This window comes from Streptomyces sp. P5F9 (assembly GCF_057961495.1).
In genome coordinates this window covers 1-15,607 of sequence record NZ_JBXVPZ010000049.1, presented here as the reverse complement: position 1 = coordinate 15,607, position 15,607 = coordinate 1, and the positions used below count along the sequence as shown (strand labels likewise).

The window sequence follows — 15,607 nt, the reverse complement described above, 5'->3', positions numbered from 1 at the left end:
AGCCTCGGGAACTCAGTCCCAGTCCCGGTGCCTGCGCTCCCGCCGGTCCCGGTGCCGCTCGCGCCGCTCCTCGTGCCGTTCCCTGCGCTCCTCGTGCCGGCGTCGCATCGCCTCGCGGTGTTCGTCCATGGCCTCGCGGTGGGCGTCGTGCAGGCCGGACAGGGCGTCGCGGTGGGAGCCGTAGAGCTGCTTGGCGGACGAGCCGCGCTCCAGCTTCCCCTGCCGGCGCTCCTCCTTGAGGCGCTGGCGTTCCGCGCGGGTCACCTTGCGTTCCACGCCGACGCCGCCCCAGAAGGCGAAGCCGGTGATGATCACGCGGGGGGCGCCTGGGTCGCCCGGCACGCCTTCCTGGCTGTGGTCGAAGGCGCCCATGATGCCGATGCCGCGGACGACGACCTCGACGCCCGGCGGCACGATGATCTCGGCGCCGCCCATGATCGTGATGCAGTTGATCTCGACCTCACGGTCCGCGAAGTTCGCCTCGCGCAGGTCGATCTCGCCGCCGCCGAAGAACGAGAAGCAGGTGAACCGCTTCGGGACCGTCCACCGCCCCTTGCGCTGGAACCCGGACAGGATGGCCACGGCACCGGTCGAGGAGCCCTCGCCGCCGACGATCCGTCCGGCCCAACTCCCGCTGTCCACCGGCTCCTTGACCATGTTCACCGGCGGCGGGGTGACCCCGGCGACCGGCAGGTCCTGGGTGATGGGCTTCAGTTCGCCGTACGTCCGCGCCTTGTAGGTCGCCTCCAGACGCTCCTCGAACTCCTCCATGTCGAGGCGGCCCTCCGCGACGGCGTCGCGCAGAACCTCGGCGACTCGCTCACGGTCGGCGTCGGATGCGCGGAGTTCCGGGACTGCGTCGTCGGTCATACAGAGCAGCCTACGAGGTCACTCCGCGCAGGGCTATGAGGGACCGCGCGGGACTACGACAACGCCTGCTCCGCCTGCTCCGCGTACATCTTCGCGATGACCGCCTCGATGTCCGGCTCGCGCACCGACAGGTCCACCATCGGGTACTCCGCCGCGATCCGCGCGACCAGCGGAGCCGCCGACTCCGACGCCGGGAAGGCCAGCCACTGCCGGGGGCCCTCCACCTTCACGACCCGCGCGTCCGGCACCTCGATCGGGGGCAACTCCCGTTCCAGGTCCACCACCAGCGTCCGCTCGCTCTCCCCCACCTCGTGCAGCCCGGTGAGCGGGCCGTTGTACATCAGGCGCCCGTGGTCGATGACCATCACGCGGGAGCACAGCTGCTCGATGTCCTGGAGGTCATGGGTGGTGAGCAGGACCGTGGTGCCCCGCTCGGCGTTCAACTCCCGCAGGAACTCCCGGACTTTGGCCTTGGAGACGACGTCCAGGCCGATGGTCGGCTCGTCGAGGTAGAGCACCTCGGGGTCGTGCAGCAGGGCCGCCGCGATGTCGCCGCGCATCCGCTGGCCCAGGGAGAGCTGGCGTACCGGGACGTCCAACAGGGCGCCCAGTTCGAGGAGTTCGACACAGCGGTCGAGGTTCGCGGCGTAACGGGCGTCGGGGATGCGGTACATGCGGTGCATCAGCTTGTACGAGTCGATCAGCGGGAGGTCCCACCAGAGTGTGGTCCGCTGGCCGAACACCACGCCGATACGGTGCGCGAGCCGGGTGCGTTCGCGGGACGGGTCGATGCCGGCGACCCGCAGCCGGCCCCCGCTCGGGGTGAGGATGCCGGTCAGCATCTTGATGGTGGTCGACTTCCCGGCGCCGTTCGGACCGATGTAGCCGACCATCTCGCCGCGTGCCACCGTGAAGGAGATCGAGTCGACGGCCCGCACCTGCCGGCGCTCCCGTTTCATGAACCCGGTCTTCTTGCGCACGTCGAAGACCTTCTCGACGCGGTCCAGTTCGATGAACGCCTGCTCTGTCACCGTCAACTCCCAGTACTTCGGTATGACTTGAGCCCGGAGCGCCAGGCCAGCCCGGCCAGCGCGCAGAAGGCGAGGGCCACCAGGGGCGAGGCGAACGCAGCGCCCGGCGGCAGATCCAGCGGGTACGGCCGCCCCAACACGTAGGAGGCGGGCACCCAGTTGACGAAGGCGAGCGGCAGCATGAAGGTCACGCCCCGCACGAAGTCCTTGCCGAACACCACCGGCGGATACGACAGCAGGGTGTTGCCGCCGTACGTGAACGCGTTCTGCACCTCGGCCGCGTCCTGCGCCAGGATCTGGAAGGCCGCGCCCGCCACGAACAGCGCCCCGAAGATCGCCGCGCCGCAGAGCAGCATCACCGGCACCAACAGCAGCTTCCCGACAGTCCAGTTGACGTCGATGTGGAGCAGCGCGTACCCGAGCACCAGGCCGCCCTGGGTGATCCGGCCCAGCCGGCGCAGCGCGAACCGGTCGGCGCCGATCTGAGCCAGCACCGGTGCCGGGCGCACGAGCAGGGTGTCGAAGGAGCCGTCGCGGATGCGGGCGCCGAGCACGTCCATCGAGCCGAGCACCAGGTCGGAGATGCCGAACGCGGTCGCCGACAGGCCGTAGAGGAAGGCGACTTCGGGCAGTGACCAGCCGCCCAGCGAGTGGACCTGGGAGAACATCAGCAGGATCGTGGCGAAGTCGAGGCCGGTCACCAGGAGGTTGCCGATCACGGTGATGACGAAGGACGTGCGGTAGGCCATGCTCGACCGGATCCACATCCCGGCGATCATCCCGTAGGCACGCAACCCCTCGCGCCAGCGCGGGAGTTCACCGTCACCCGCGTGCCTAAAGGGCACTCCCTCACTCGTTCGGGTCGTCTCAGCCACCCTGCACCACCACTCTCCGCGTAGCCGCCGACTGCATCAGCCGCCCCGCCGCGAGCAGCGCCACCGCCCAGGCCGCCTGGAAGGCGTACGCGTGGAGCGGATCGGTCTTCCCCATCAGCACATCCGCGGGCATCTGGATCTGCGCCGCCCACGGCAGCGCGCGGACGATGTCGCCGAGCGCGCCCGGGAACGCGTTCAGCGGGAGCACCATGCCCGAGCAGAAGATCCCCAGGATCATCATGGCCTGGTTGATGCCCGTGCCGTCCATCAGCCAGAACACGCTCAGCGCCGCGAGGTAGCGGATGCCGAAGCTGACGAGGATCGCCAGCAGCAGGGCCACCAGGAGAGCCGCCCAGGACATGACGTCCGTGGGCAGCGCCATCGGGAAGAACAGCGCGCCGAACGTGAACGGAATCACGCCCCGGCCCAGCAGTTGGAACAGGGACCGCCCGAAGTCGCTCGCCAGCCACCAGAGTTGGAGGTCGGCGGGCCGGTACAGGTCGACGGCGATGTCACCCGTGCGGATCCGTTCCATCAGGTCCTTCTCGAACCCGCCGCCCTGGATCGCCAGCGTCGCGTACAGGCACTGCCCCAGCCACACGTACGTCACCGCCTGCGCCTGGTCATACCCCCCGAGATGCGGGCGCTGATCCCACAGCGCCAGGTAGGTGTAGACGAGGACGACACCGAAGACGGTGTTGGTGAAGACCCCGGCGAGCGTCGCCGCCCGGTACGTCGCGTACCGCCTGAAACCCCCCGCCGCGACGGCCGCGTACAACCGCCCAGCGCCCACAGAAACCACCCTCCACCCTGTCTTGACACCGAAGCGCAGGAGCCTAGTCCGCAGGTGGTGACGCACGCCACGCATTTTCCGGGCAAGTGCGTGCCGATCGGCGGGAACGGAACGCATGGTGCGAGAGTCTTCGTCTGGGGGCGCAGAAGCGCACAAGGCCGTACAGGAACGTACGAGGCAGTGCGGGACGGTACGACGCGAAACAGGAGTCCGTGCACGACATGAGCGACCAGCCGCAGCCGCAGCAGCCGAACCAGGGCTGGGCACCGAGAGAGCCGGAAGCGGCCGCCGCACCCGAGGCGCACGGCGCGCCCGGCGGCGAGAAGCCCAAGAAGCCGAAGCGGCCCAAGCGCACCGGATGGCGGCGGGCCATCCCGACCTGGCGCATGACGCTCGCGGGGCTCATCGCGCTCGTGGCACTGCTGATCGGCGCCTTCTTCCTCGGCTACTCGCTGGTCAAGATCCCGCCCGCCAACGCCCTCGCGATGAAGCAGTCCAACGTGTACCTCTACGCGGACGGCTCCCAACTCGCCCGCGACGGCGAGGTCAACCGCGAGAACGTGAGCCTCGCCCAGATCTCCGCGAACGCCCAGCACGCCGTACTGGCCGCCGAGGACCGGGACTTCTTCACCGAGTCCGCCGTCGACCCCAAGGCGATGGTCCGCGCCGCCTGGAACACGGCGACCGGCAAGGGCACCCAGTCCGGCTCCACGATCACCCAGCAGTACGTCAAGAACTACTACCTGGGCCAGGAACAGACCGTCACCCGCAAGGTGAAGGAGTTCTTCATCTCGATCAAGCTGGACCGCACGGAGTCCAAGTCCGAGATCCTGGAGGGCTACCTCAACACCAGCTACTTCGGCCGCAACGCCTACGGCATCCAGGCCGCCGCCCAGGCCTACTACGGCAAGGACGCCACCGAACTCGACGCCGGCCGCGGCGCCTACCTCGCCGCACTGCTGAACGCGCCGAGCGAGTACGACGTCGTAGCGCATCCGGAGAACAAGGCCGCCGCGGTGGCCCGTTGGAACTACGTCCTCGACGGCATGGTCAAGAAGGGCTGGCTCACCCAGTCCGCGCGCACCGGCATGAAGTTCCCCATGCCGAAGGAGGCGACGGCCTCAACGAGCATGTCCGGACAGCGGGGTTACATCGTCGGCGCGATCAAGGACTACCTCACCACCAACAAGATCATCGACGCGGACACCCTCGAAGCCGGCGGCTACCGCATCACCACCACGCTCCAGAAGAGCAAGCAGGACGCCTTCGTGAAGGCCGTCGACGACCAGGTCATGTCCAAGCTCGACAAGAAGAGCCGCAAGGTCGACAACTACGTGCGCGCGGGCGGCGCTTCGGTCGATCCCAAGACCGGCCACATCGTCGCGATGTACGGCGGCATCGACTACGTGAAGCAGTACACGAACGGCGCGACCCGCGGCGACTTCCAAGTCGGCTCCACCTTCAAGCCGTTCGTCCTCGCCTCCGCGATCCAGAACGACTCGCAGACGCAGGACGGCCAGACCATCACGCCCAACACCTACTACGACGGCACCAACAAGCGCCCCGTGGAAGGCTGGAACGGCGGCTCGTACGCGCCTGAGAACGAGGACGAGGCCTCCTACGGCGACATCACCGTCCGTACGGCGACGGACAAGTCCGTCAACTCGGTGTACGCGCAGATGGCGGTCGACGTGGGCCCCGACAAGGTGAAGCAGACGGCGATCGCTCTCGGCATCCCGTCCGACACCCCCGACCTCACCGCGACCCCGTCCATCGCGCTCGGCCCGTCCACCGCGAGCGTCCTCGACATGGCCGAGGCATACGCCACGATCGCCAACCACGGTGAGCGGCACACGTACACGATGATCTCGAAGATCACCAAGGACGGCACGAACGACATCAAACTGCCGGAGAACAAGACGACCCGCGCGGTGAGCCGCGAGTCCGCCGACACCACGACCTCGGTCCTTCAGAGTGTCGTCGACAACGGCACGGCCACCGCGGCCCAGGGCGCCGACCGCCCGGCGGCCGGCAAGACCGGCACGGCCGAGGAGGACACGGCGGCCTGGTTCGCGGGCTACACCCCCGACCTGGCGACGGTCGTCTCCGTCATGGGCCAGGACCCGACCACCGCCGCCCACAAGTCGCTCTACGGCGCGATGGGCCTCGAACGCGTCAACGGCGGCGGGGCGCCCGCCGAGATCTGGGCCCAGTTCACCAAGTCCGCCCTCAAGGGCACCGAGGCGAGCGACTTCGACCTCCAGCTCCAGGACGGCGCCGAGACGGTCGCACCCCCGAGCCTGCAGCCCAGCCGGCCGGCGACGACGGGCGACCAGAACAACGGCGGTACGACGACCACCGGCGGCCAGGGGCAGACACAGGGCGGCACGACCGACGGGGGTACAACCACCACCGACGGCGGCACCACGACGACCGGCGGCACGACGGGCACCACGACGGACGGCACCACGACGACGGGCGGCACGACGACCGACGGCGGAACCACGACCACCGGCGGCACGACGGGCACGACCACGGACGGCGGGACCACGACGACGGGCGGCACGACGGGCACGACGACGGACGGCACCACCGGCGGCACGACGACCGGGGGGACGACGGCGGGCCCGCAGAGCACGGGTCGTAAGAAGGAGTGACCGCTGCTCTCAGTGACGGCGGTCGCTGAACGGGGGCGCACGGCGCAAGGGGCCGGTGACGATGGTCACCGGCCCCTTCGGCCTTCGTGCTACAGGATGTGCTTCCTACAGGTACAAACCCGTCGAGTCCTCGGACCCCTCGAAACGGTCGGCGGCCACGGCGTGCAGATCCCGCTCGCGCATGAGGACGTAGGGGACCCCGCGCACCTCGACCTCGGCGCGGTCCTCGGGGTCGTAGAGGACCCGGTCGCCGGGCTCCACGGTCCGCACGTTCTGGCCTACGGCGACGACGTCGGCCCAGGCCAGTCGGCGCCCCACGGCCGCCGTCGCGGGGATCAGGATCCCGCCACCCGAACGCCGCTCGCCCTCGCTCTTGTCCTGCCGCACGAGCACACGGTCGTGCAGCATCCGGATGGGCAGCTTGTCGTGCTGGGTGCTCTGCTCGTCTCTCTTGGCGCTCACGCCCACGAACCTACCTGCCCAGGACCCGTCCGTACGCGGGCGGGTGGCACACGGTTTCAGCCCTTACGGCCGTTACGGCGCCGGGAGCCGAGGACGAACAGGCCCACCACGCCGACGGCGACGAGAGCGACAGGAACGATCCGCTCGACACGCGGCGCACCCTCCTCGTCCACGAACTGACCCTTGATGTCACCGACGACCCGGTTGACGCCGACGTACGCCCTGCCGAGGGTGTGATCGACGCTCGACGCGACCTTGGCCTTCGCGTCGCCCACGATGGTCTTCGGGTGCACCCGCACCCCGATCTCGTCGAGCGTGTCGGCGAGGACATCGCGGCGACGCTTGATGTCCGCCTCGATCTGCGCCGGGGTTCTGGTGTCCGGCGTGTTCGACGTGTCCGTCACCGTACGGCCTCCGAAGTCTGCTGGTACTTGTGCCGGACAGTCTGTCAGCTCTCGCGCGGAGTGCACTGTCAGCACCCCCGGTTACGCTAGCGCGATGAGTGAACGACTCCAGCCCGGGGACGTTGCCCCCGCCTTCACGCTCCCCGACGCCGACGGCACCGAGGTGTCCCTCGCCGACCACAAGGGCCGCAAGGTCATCGTCTACTTCTACCCGGCGGCCCTGACCCCCGGCTGCACCAAGCAGGCCTGCGACTTCACGGACAACCTGGACCTGCTGACGGGCGCCGGCTACGACGTCATCGGCATCTCCCCGGACAAGCCGGAGAAGCTCGCCAAGTTCCGCGAGAAGGAGAACCTCAAGGTCACCCTCCTCGCGGACCCCGACAAGAAGGTCCTCGACGCCTACGCGGCCTTCGGCGAGAAGAAGAACTACGGCAAGACCTACATGGGCGTGATCCGCTCCACGATCATCGTGGACGAGTCCGGCAAGGTCGAACACGCGCTGTACAACGTCCGGGCGACGGGCCACGTGGCGAAGATCATCAAGGACCTGGGTATCTAGGACTCCGGTCCTCTAGGCCCCTGCCGCCTCTCCGTACCTGAACGACACCCACACATCAGGAGCCAGGTCGGGCCGTCCGGGCACCGGCCTGCGCTCCTCGCCCCACTCCCCCGGGGCAAGCTCTTCACCGACCCGCCGCCAGAACGCCACGGCCCCCGGATTGGCGTCCTGAAACGCGACCTCCCACTCCCCCGGATACCGCGCGACAACATCCCGCACGGCCCGCATCCCGACCCCGGCCCGCCGGACACCGCGCACGACGAAGAAGCTGTTGAGGATCCGGGTCGGCGCCCCGACCGCCCGCACGAAGGCGAACCCGACGGGATGCTCGCCACTCCAGAAGAGATACGGCGCCCAGTCCCCATCCCTGCCGTCGAACGCCGCGTCCACCCGCTCACTGCGGAACGTGCCGTCTGGATTGGGCAGTTGGAGTTGCCCGCCGGCCGCGAACTCGGACATGTCATGGCGGAACATCAGCCAGAGCCGCTCGACGGTGGGGCGGTCGGCGGGGGTGGCCGGTCGTACGTGCACGTGTGCCGTTGCGATGAAAGAGGTCATGAAAAAAGCCTCCCGGGCGGACAAGAGTCCGCTCCTGGAAGGCTTCAGCGACCCCCAGTCTACCAACCGCTTGACGTTTCAGTCGTGACTGTCCGATAAGCCTCTCGTTACTCCGTTCGCACCAGTCGTCGCCGAAGCCGCCGCCTCATCCTCCTCGCTGCGCGAAGCGACTCTGAAGCTTGGCAACAAAGGGGAGTGGCTGGGGCAGCCGATCACTTTGCAGATCGGCCATGTCAACGGGGACTGGCGCGACAACCGTCGCGAGAATCTGCGATACCTGTGCCCCAACTGCCATGCACTGACGGAGACGTGGTGCCGCCGGAAAGGGTCGATACCCCTCGCCGGGTGACCTGATCTCCCCGTACACTGGGCCTACAGGTCGAGCGCAATGACCGATATGGGCGGCCTTGGCGGAACGGCAGACGCCTCGCGTTTAGGGCGCGATGGGAGAAATCCCGTGAGGGTTCGAATCCCTCAGGCCGCACCTGTGGAGGGGGCCGTCCTATTGGGCGGCCCCCCGCGTGTCACCCCAACAACTCCCGAACCACCGGCACCAACGCCCGAAACGCCTTCCCCCGATGGCTGATCGCGTTCTTCTCCTCGGCCGTGAGTTCCGCGCACGTCCGCGTGTCCCCCTCCGGCTGGAGGATCGGGTCGTAGCCGAAGCCGTTCGTGCCCACCGGCACATGGCGCAGCACTCCCCGCAGCTGGCCCTCGACCACCCGTTCCGTGCCGTCCGGCAGGGCAAGGGCCGCCGCGCAGGCGAAGTGGGCGCCCCTGTGTTCGTCCGCGATGTCCGAGAGCTGGGCCAGGAGGAGGTTCAAGTTGGCCTGGTCGTCGCCGTGTTGGCCGGACCAGCGGGCCGAGAAGATGCCGGGGGCGCCGTTCAGGACGTCCACGCAGAGGCCTGAGTCGTCCGCCACCGCCGGGAGGCCTGTTGCCTGGGCGAGGGCGTGGGCCTTGAGCAGGGCGTTCTCCGCGAAGGTCACGCCCGTTTCCTTGACGTCGGGGATGTCGGGGTAGGACTCCGCGCCGACGAGGTCGTGGGGCAGGTCCGCGGCGGTGAGGATCGACCTCAGTTCGGTGATTTTGCCAGCGTTGCGGGTGGCGAGGATCAGGCGTGTCATGCCGGTCAGTATCCCAACCTCCGCCGTACGACTACGACGTGCAGACCTTCGTCAGCTCGCCCGCCGCGTCCGTGACCGGGCTGATGTCAGGTGTGTCGTCGCCGTTCTTGACCGCCGTACGGACGTTGTCGACGGCCTTGTCGAGGTTGTCCACCGCCTTGTTGACGTCGGCGTTGTCGGTCTTGTCGCCGATCTTGTCGAGGTCCTTCTCGATGGAGTTGAGGGACGCGTCGGTCTGGGTGGGGTCGTTGGCCGCGTTCTCCACCGCTTGTTGGAGGCCGGTGACGCTGTCGGCGATGGTGTCGGCGGTCTGGACGCAGTCGATGGCCTTGTCGACGGCGTCGCAGCCGGTGGCGAGGCCGGCGGTGAGGCCGATCGCCGCCACCGTGGCGGCGATGGCGACACGGCGTCGACTGCTGCGGCTTCGTCCGCTTCGTCGGCTTGCGGCCATTGTTCCGTGCCTCCCCCTGGGTGGGCCTGGGCGGCCGTCCCCGTTTCCGTTCCGTATGCGTAGGGACGCGGGGGCGGGCCGCCGGGTTGACCCCGCAGCCCGCCTCTCTTGGTACGCCCTTTACTTGACCGTCCCAGCCTCTTACTTCTCCAGCGCGGCCTCAAGTGCCTTTCGCTGTACGGCGGTCAGTTCGTCGCAGCCGGTGACGGCGAGGTCGAGGAGGGCGTTGAGTTCGTCGCGGGCGAAGGGTTCGGCCTCGGCCGTGCCCTGGACCTCGACGAAGCGGCCGTCGCCGGTGCAGACGACGTTCATGTCGGTCTCGGCGCGGACGTCCTCCTCGTAGCAGAGGTCCAGGAGCGGGATTCCGCCGACGATGCCGACGGAGACCGCGGAGACCGTGCCGGTGAGGGGCTGGCGGCCGGCCTTGATGAGCTTCTTGCCCTGGGCCCAGGTCACCGCGTCCGCGAGCGCGACGTACGCGCCGGTGATGGCCGCCGTACGGGTGCCGCCGTCGGCCTGGAGGACGTCGCAGTCGAGGACGATGGTGTTCTCGCCGAGGGCTTTGTAGTCGATGACCGCGCGGAGCGAGCGGCCGATGAGGCGGCTGATCTCGTGGGTGCGGCCGCCGATCTTGCCGCGGACGGACTCGCGGTCGCCGCGGGTGTTGGTGGCGCGGGGCAGCATGGAGTACTCCGCGGTGACCCAGCCCTCGCCGCTGCCCTTGCGCCAGCGGGGGACGCCTTCGGTGACGGAGGCGGTGCAGAAGACCTTCGTGTCGCCGAAGGAGACGAGGACGGAGCCCTCGGCGTGCTTGCTCCAGCCGCGTTCGATGGTGACGGGGCGGAGCTGTTCGGGGGTGCGGCCGTCGATTCGAGACATGGCGAAGAGCCTAGTGGTACATGAGGAAGGGGCTCCTCCCGCGGTGGGAAGAGCCCCTCAGTCCGCGGCGGGAAGAGCCCCTCAGCGCGTGACGCCGTAGGTGAGGCCGGGGTCGGCGCTCGGGTCAAAGCCGGGAACGATCCCCGCGCTTCACATCAGGTCTTCGATGTCCGCCGCGATCGGGTCCGCGTCGGTGCCGATGACGACCTGGATCGCCGTGCCCATCTTGACGACGCCGTGGGCGCCGGCGGCCTTCAGGGCGGCCTCGTCGACCAGGGCGGGGTCCTTCACCTCGGTGCGCAGGCGGGTGATGCAGCCCTCGACCTCTTCGATGTTGTCGATGCCGCCCAGCCCGGCGACGATCTTCTCAGCCTTGGTGGCCATGTTGTTCTCTCCCTGATCCGAACCGCTTTGTCGCAGTAACCCACAGTTGGCCCAGCTTCGCGAGCGGTCATGTCGTGCGTGCCGAATGATGGTGACGATCACGTCGCCAACTGGTCTACACCACATTACCGAGGGGCGTCCATGAGTGCCGACAGTGCCGCCGCCCGTCCTGGGCGGACCCTTTGGGGAAGCCTGTTCCAGGGGCTGCAGAAGATGGGCCGCAGTCTCCAACTCCCCATCGCCGTACTGCCGGCGGCCGGCATCCTCAACCGGCTCGGGCAGCCGGACGTGTTCGGGGACGACGGGCTGGGGTGGACCAATGTCTCGAAGGTGATGGCGGGTGCGGGCGGGGCGCTGCTGGACGGGCAGCTCGGGCTGCCGCTGCTGTTCTGTGTGGGTGTCGCGATCGGGATGGCGAAGAAGTCGGACGGGTCGACGGCACTGGCCGGACTCGTCGGCTTCCTCGTCTACTACAACGTGCTCCGCCAGTTCCCGAAGGACTGCACGGGTGGTACGAACGCGCTGCCCGGGATCGGGTGCCAGGCCGCCGATCACTCGGTCTCGGCGTTCACGTACCAGAATCCCGGGGTGTTCGGCGGGATCGTGCTGGGGCTGCTGACCGCGTTCTTCTGGGTGCGGTTCCACCGTACGAAGCTGGTGGACTGGCTCGGCTTCTTCAACGGGCGGCGGCTGGTGCCGATCATCATGTCGTTCGTGGCGATCGCGGTCGCGGCGGTGGCGCTGTGGGTCTGGCCGCCGATCGGCACCGGTCTTGAGCACTTCAGCGACTGGCTGAGCGCGCGGGGTGCGGTGGGCGCGGGGGTGTTCGGTCTGGCCAACCGGGCGCTGCTGGTCGTGGGGCTGCATCAGTTCCTGAACGTGCCCATCTGGTTCCAGTTCGGCAGTTACACGAAGCCGGACGGGACGGTGGTGCACGGTGACATCAACATGTTCCTGGCGGGTGACCCGAACGCGGGGCAGTTCACCTCGGGGTTCTTCCCGATCATGATGTTCGCGCTGCCGGCGGCGGCGCTCGCGATCGCACACTGCGCGAAGCCGAGCCGTCGCAAGGAGGTGAGCGGCCTGATGCTCTCGGTCGCGCTGACCTCCTTCGTCACCGGCATCACCGAGCCCATCGAGTACTCGTTCCTGTTCATCGCGCCGGTCCTCTACGCGATTCACGCGGTGCTGACCGGTGTGTCGATGGCGGTGACCTGGGGGCTCGGGGTGCACGACGGGTTCAGCTTCTCGGCGGGGCTGATCGACTACGCGATCAACTGGAACCTGGCGACGAAACCGTGGGCGATCATTCCGATCGGGCTGTGCTTCGCGGCGGTGTACTACGTCGTCTTCCGTTTCGCGATCACGAAGTTCGACCTGAAGACTCCGGGGCGCGAGCCGGAGGACGAGCACGAGGACGTCACCAAGGCCTGACGGAACAGGCAGGCAGGGCAAGCGAGTTGGGCCCCCGGACCATCGGTCCGGGGGCCCTTCACCATGTACGCCGTCGTGTACGCCACCGTGTACGTCGCGTAGCGATTCAGTCGCAGATTCAGCGGGTTCCTTTATGCGGACTTCATCTGCTACAACAGGTCTACACCACTGAGTGGTGTAGACCACCACCCGATGGAGGAAGTCTATGAGCACCGCCACCGCGCCAACGGCGGCCCCCACAAAGAAGTGGGGATCCGGCCTGTTCCAGGGCCTGCAGAAGATCGGCCGCAGCCTACAGCTCCCGATCGCTGTACTTCCGGCGGCGGGCATCCTGCTCCGGTTCGGTCAGGCCGACATCCACGACAAGCTGCACCTGCCGGACAAGGTGACGGCCGTCTTCGCCACCGCCGGTGGCGCGATCTTCGACAACCTGCCGCTCCTGTTCTGTATAGGTGTCGCGATCGGCTTCGCCAAGAAGTCCGACGGTTCCACCGCGCTGGCGGCGCTTGTCGGCTTCCTCGTCTACAGCAATGTGCTCAAGGCCTTCCCGGTCACCGACGCGCAGATCCTCAAGGGCGCGGACGTACCCGCGACCTACAACAACCCCGGTGTCCTCGGCGGCATCATCATGGGTCTGCTCTCCGCGGTGCTGTGGCAGAAGTTCCACCGGACCAAGCTGGTCGACTGGCTCGGCTTCTTCAACGGCCGCCGCCTCGTGCCGATCATCATGGCGTTCGTCGGCACGATCATGGGTGTCTTCTTCGGTCTGATCTGGAAGCCGATCGGCGAGGGCATCTCGAACTTCGGTGAGTGGATCACCGGTCTCGGCGCGTTCGGTGCGGGTCTGTTCGGTCTGATCAACCGCGGTCTGATCCCGGTCGGCATGCACCAGTTCGTCAACTCGGTGGCCTGGTTCCAGATCGGCGACTACAAGGACTCCTCCGGCGCCGTCGTCCACGGTGACCTCACCCGCTTCTTCGCCGGTGACCCGACCGCCGGACAGTTCATGTCGGGCTTCTTCCCCATCATGATGTTCGGCCTGCCGGCCGCCGCGCTCGCCATCGCGCACACCGCCCGCCCCGAGCGCCGCAAGGCCGTGACAGGCATGATGATCTCGCTCGCGCTGACGTCCTTCGTGACCGGCGTGACCGAGCCGATCGAGTTCTCGTTCATGTTCATCGCCCCGGTCCTCTACGCGATCCACGCGGTGCTGACCGCCCTGTCCATGGCGATCACCTGGGCCCTGGGCGTCCACGCGGGCTTCACCTTCTCCGCGGGCTTCATCGACTACGCCCTCAACTGGAACCTCGCCACCAAGCCCTGGCTGATCATCCCGATCGGTCTGGTCTTCGGCGCCGTCTACTACTTCGTCTTCCGCTTCGCCATCACCAAGTGGAACCTCCCCACCCCGGGCCGCGAGCCCGAGGAGGAGATCGAGGACCTCACCAAGGCGTGAGCCCGTCCAACGCCTGATGCCCGGCCCGGAGTTCGCTTCCGGGCCGGGCATCGTCGTAGCTCCGCCCGTTCGGACCGTGAGCACGATCTTCCCGAGCACCGACCTGTCCTCACTCCTGCGATGCGCCTCCGCCGCCTCGGTCAGCGGCAGGGTCAGACCGATGCGGGTCCTCTTGTTCCCGTCGGCGACATCGGCGTGGATCAGGTCACCGCCGATACCGGCGGGGTCCACGACGACGTCGACCCCGCCGGGCACCGACTTCCGTACGGTGGCGGCCAGTTCCCCGGCATCGTGCGAGCGCCCGAGGACGATGCCGGCGCCGAGACCTTCGACGTACTTCTCGTCGCCGTCCAACGCCACGGCGACGACCTTGGCGCCGCGGCCCGCCGCGTGCTGGACCGCCCATCCGCCGATGGCGCCGCTCGCGCCGGTGACCAGCACGGTCTGCCCGGCTTCGAGCCCGCCCAGGCCGAGGGCCTGCCAGGCGGTCTCGACGGTGATCGGCACGGAGGCACTGACCGGCCAGGTCCTGACGGTGGACGGCGGCAGCCTGCTGCGGTGAGTCCCCGGACACGGCAAGGCCCCCGGCGCCTTTCGGAACCGGGGGCCTTCGCGTACGCAGAACTAGATCTCGTACGACGCTCTCGGCGCCGCCAGTTCCACCGGGCCGTCGAAGGCCTCGCGTGCGTCGGCCAGGTTGGCCTGGGGGTCGGTCCACGGCGGGATGTGGGTCAGTACCAGCCGCCTGACCCCCGCCCTGGTCGCCGTCTCGCCCGCCTCGCGGCCGTTGAGGTGGAGGTCCGGGATGTTCTCCTTGCCGTGCGTGAACGCGGCCTCGCACAGGAACAGGTCGGTGTCCCGGGCGAGTTCGTCGAGGGACTCGCTGACGCCCGTGTCGCCGGAGTACGTCAGGGACCGGCCGCCGTGCTCGACGCGGATGCCGTACGCCTCGACGGGGTGGCGGACCCGCTCGGTGTGCACGGTGAAGGGGCCGACGTCGAACGTGGACGGCTTCACCGTGTGGAAGTCGAAGACCTCGCTCATGGAGGAGGCGGTGGGGGTGTCGGCGTAGGCCGTGGTCAGCCGGTGTTCGGTGCCTTCGGGGCCGTAGACCGGGATGGGGTCGCAGCGGCCGCCGTCGTGGCGGTAGTAGCGCGCGACGAAGTACGCGCACATGTCGATGCAGTGATCGGCGTGCAGATGGCTGAGGAAGATCGCGTCGAGGTCGTAGAGACCGCAGTGGCGCTGCAGCTCGCCAAGGGCGCCGTTGCCCATGTCGAGGAGCAGCCGGAAGCCGTCGGCCTCTACGAGGTAGCTCGAACAGGCCGATTCCGCGGACGGGAACGACCCCGAGCAGCCGACGACGGTGAGCTTCATAAAGCAGAAACCTCCGCTGGCGGGTAACTTCTGGAGTTGGGTGACGGGGGTCGTGCGGTCCGTCGAGCGTAAGGCGCAAAAGGGCCGGTCGCTCCTCCGCCAAGGGCTGTTGTGGGGGAACTCACCTGTGGTGTCACCGGTTCGGCTGGAACCGGGGCGCGTGGGGTCTGCGAGAGGGCGCGCGGCGTTGTTTGCGCGCCGGTACGGTCGTTCGTATGAACACGTACTGGTGGCTCGCGCTCGCGGCTGTGGTGTTGCTGGCGCTGGTCGCCACGCTCGTTGACGGG

General features: G+C 68.4%; 17 protein-coding genes and 1 tRNA gene. 6 read left to right on the top strand and 12 right to left on the bottom strand.

The window, feature by feature from the left end:
- Positions 1-12 precede the first annotated feature (12 nt).
- The 4 genes from AC31A1_RS11605 to AC31A1_RS11590 form a co-directional block, all read right to left on the bottom strand.
- Complete coding sequence (locus AC31A1_RS11605) at positions 13-870, bottom strand: DUF1707 SHOCT-like domain-containing protein (RefSeq protein ID WP_489653187.1); 858 nt, start codon at positions 868-870, stop codon at positions 13-15.
- A 53-nt stretch (positions 871-923) separates the two neighbouring features.
- A complete protein-coding gene (locus AC31A1_RS11600; protein ID WP_489653186.1) occupies positions 924-1,901 on the bottom strand; it encodes an ABC transporter ATP-binding protein in 978 nt (325 codons plus the stop codon).
- 2 nt (positions 1,902-1,903) lie between these two features.
- Positions 1,904-2,680, bottom strand: coding sequence for an ABC transporter permease (locus AC31A1_RS11595; protein ID WP_489653205.1), 777 nt, complete (start codon positions 2,678-2,680; stop codon positions 1,904-1,906).
- 88 nt (positions 2,681-2,768) lie between these two features.
- Positions 2,769-3,569, bottom strand: a complete 801-nt coding sequence (locus tag AC31A1_RS11590; protein ID WP_489653185.1) for an ABC transporter permease — start codon at positions 3,567-3,569, stop codon at positions 2,769-2,771.
- A gap of 221 nt (positions 3,570-3,790) precedes the next feature.
- On the opposite strand from AC31A1_RS11590, the gene AC31A1_RS11585 reads away from it, so the two are divergent.
- Entirely contained in the window at positions 3,791-6,226 is a 2,436-nt protein-coding gene (locus tag AC31A1_RS11585; protein WP_489653184.1) for a transglycosylase domain-containing protein, read from the top strand.
- Between the two features lie 105 nt (positions 6,227-6,331).
- On the opposite strand, the gene AC31A1_RS11580 is transcribed toward AC31A1_RS11585, so the two are convergent.
- A complete protein-coding gene (locus tag AC31A1_RS11580; protein ID WP_393762146.1) occupies positions 6,332-6,688 on the bottom strand; it encodes a GroES family chaperonin in 357 nt (118 codons plus the stop codon).
- 56 nt (positions 6,689-6,744) lie between these two features.
- Positions 6,745-7,092, bottom strand: a complete 348-nt coding sequence (locus AC31A1_RS11575; protein WP_489653183.1) for a DUF3618 domain-containing protein — start codon at positions 7,090-7,092, stop codon at positions 6,745-6,747.
- 94 nt (positions 7,093-7,186) lie between these two features.
- On the opposite strand from AC31A1_RS11575, the gene bcp reads away from it, so the two are divergent.
- Positions 7,187-7,654 (top strand): thioredoxin-dependent thiol peroxidase, encoded by a 468-nt coding sequence (gene bcp, locus AC31A1_RS11570; protein ID WP_489653182.1) that lies wholly within the window; start codon positions 7,187-7,189, stop codon positions 7,652-7,654.
- 12 nt (positions 7,655-7,666) lie between these two features.
- On the opposite strand, the gene AC31A1_RS11565 is transcribed toward bcp, so the two are convergent.
- Positions 7,667-8,212, bottom strand: a complete 546-nt coding sequence (locus AC31A1_RS11565) for a GNAT family N-acetyltransferase (protein WP_489653181.1) — start codon at positions 8,210-8,212, stop codon at positions 7,667-7,669.
- Positions 8,213-8,613: 401 nt separating this feature from the next.
- Here AC31A1_RS11565 and AC31A1_RS11560 point away from each other — a divergent pair.
- A tRNA-Leu gene (locus AC31A1_RS11560) sits at positions 8,614-8,696 on the top strand.
- A gap of 40 nt (positions 8,697-8,736) precedes the next feature.
- Here AC31A1_RS11560 and rdgB read toward each other — a convergent pair.
- The 4 genes from rdgB to AC31A1_RS11540 all read right to left on the bottom strand — a co-directional run bounded on the left by rdgB (position 8,737) and on the right by AC31A1_RS11540 (position 11,179).
- The gene (gene rdgB / locus AC31A1_RS11555; protein ID WP_489653180.1) at positions 8,737-9,339 is read right to left on the bottom strand and encodes an RdgB/HAM1 family non-canonical purine NTP pyrophosphatase; all 603 of its coding nucleotides are present in this window, start codon (positions 9,337-9,339) and stop codon (positions 8,737-8,739) included.
- 31 nt (positions 9,340-9,370) lie between these two features.
- Positions 9,371-9,790, bottom strand: coding sequence for a hypothetical protein (locus tag AC31A1_RS11550; RefSeq protein ID WP_489653179.1), 420 nt, complete (start codon positions 9,788-9,790; stop codon positions 9,371-9,373).
- A 141-nt stretch (positions 9,791-9,931) separates the two neighbouring features.
- Entirely contained in the window at positions 9,932-10,669 is a 738-nt protein-coding gene (gene rph, locus AC31A1_RS11545) for a ribonuclease PH (RefSeq protein ID WP_489653178.1), read from the bottom strand.
- Positions 10,670-10,819: 150 nt separating this feature from the next.
- Complete coding sequence (locus AC31A1_RS11540; RefSeq protein ID WP_281169871.1) at positions 10,820-11,179, bottom strand: PTS sugar transporter subunit IIB; 360 nt, start codon at positions 11,177-11,179, stop codon at positions 10,820-10,822.
- Positions 11,180-11,194: 15 nt separating this feature from the next.
- On the opposite strand from AC31A1_RS11540, the gene AC31A1_RS11535 reads away from it, so the two are divergent.
- The 3 genes from AC31A1_RS11535 (at position 11,195) to AC31A1_RS11525 (ending at position 14,505) form a co-directional block, all read left to right on the top strand.
- Positions 11,195-12,487 (top strand): PTS transporter subunit EIIC, encoded by a 1,293-nt coding sequence (locus AC31A1_RS11535; protein ID WP_489653177.1) that lies wholly within the window; start codon positions 11,195-11,197, stop codon positions 12,485-12,487.
- 205 nt (positions 12,488-12,692) lie between these two features.
- On the top strand, positions 12,693-13,943 hold the full coding sequence (locus AC31A1_RS11530) for a PTS transporter subunit EIIC (protein WP_489653176.1): 1,251 nt from the start codon (positions 12,693-12,695) through the stop codon (positions 13,941-13,943).
- Between the two features lie 76 nt (positions 13,944-14,019).
- The gene (locus AC31A1_RS11525) at positions 14,020-14,505 is read left to right on the top strand and encodes a hypothetical protein (RefSeq protein WP_489653175.1); all 486 of its coding nucleotides are present in this window, start codon (positions 14,020-14,022) and stop codon (positions 14,503-14,505) included.
- Between the two features lie 62 nt (positions 14,506-14,567).
- Here the strand turns inward: AC31A1_RS11525 and AC31A1_RS11520 are convergent, their stop codons facing one another.
- Positions 14,568-15,320 carry an MBL fold metallo-hydrolase gene (locus AC31A1_RS11520; protein ID WP_489653174.1) on the bottom strand — a complete coding sequence of 251 codons (753 nt, stop codon included), beginning with the start codon at positions 15,318-15,320 and terminating at the stop codon, positions 14,568-14,570.
- Positions 15,321-15,607: the final 287 nt, after the last annotated feature.

Coding starts and splice junctions, on each gene's coding strand:
- AC31A1_RS11585 (WP_489653184.1), top strand. CDS start 3,791: ATGAGCGACCAGCCGCAGCCGCAGCAGCCGAACCAGGGCTGGGCACCG.
- rph (WP_489653178.1), bottom strand. CDS start 10,669: ATGTCTCGAATCGACGGCCGCACCCCCGAACAGCTCCGCCCCGTCACC.
- rdgB (WP_489653180.1), bottom strand. CDS start 9,339: ATGACACGCCTGATCCTCGCCACCCGCAACGCTGGCAAAATCACCGAA.
- AC31A1_RS11595 (WP_489653205.1), bottom strand. CDS start 2,680: ATGATCGCCGGGATGTGGATCCGGTCGAGCATGGCCTACCGCACGTCC.
- AC31A1_RS11520 (WP_489653174.1), bottom strand. CDS start 15,320: ATGAAGCTCACCGTCGTCGGCTGCTCGGGGTCGTTCCCGTCCGCGGAA.
- AC31A1_RS11550 (WP_489653179.1), bottom strand. CDS start 9,790: ATGGCCGCAAGCCGACGAAGCGGACGAAGCCGCAGCAGTCGACGCCGT.
- AC31A1_RS11535 (WP_489653177.1), top strand. CDS start 11,195: ATGAGTGCCGACAGTGCCGCCGCCCGTCCTGGGCGGACCCTTTGGGGA.
- AC31A1_RS11530 (WP_489653176.1), top strand. CDS start 12,693: ATGAGCACCGCCACCGCGCCAACGGCGGCCCCCACAAAGAAGTGGGGA.
- bcp (WP_489653182.1), top strand. CDS start 7,187: ATGAGTGAACGACTCCAGCCCGGGGACGTTGCCCCCGCCTTCACGCTC.
- AC31A1_RS11565 (WP_489653181.1), bottom strand. CDS start 8,212: ATGACCTCTTTCATCGCAACGGCACACGTGCACGTACGACCGGCCACC.
- AC31A1_RS11605 (WP_489653187.1), bottom strand. CDS start 870: ATGACCGACGACGCAGTCCCGGAACTCCGCGCATCCGACGCCGACCGT.
- AC31A1_RS11540 (WP_281169871.1), bottom strand. CDS start 11,179: ATGTGGTGTAGACCAGTTGGCGACGTGATCGTCACCATCATTCGGCAC.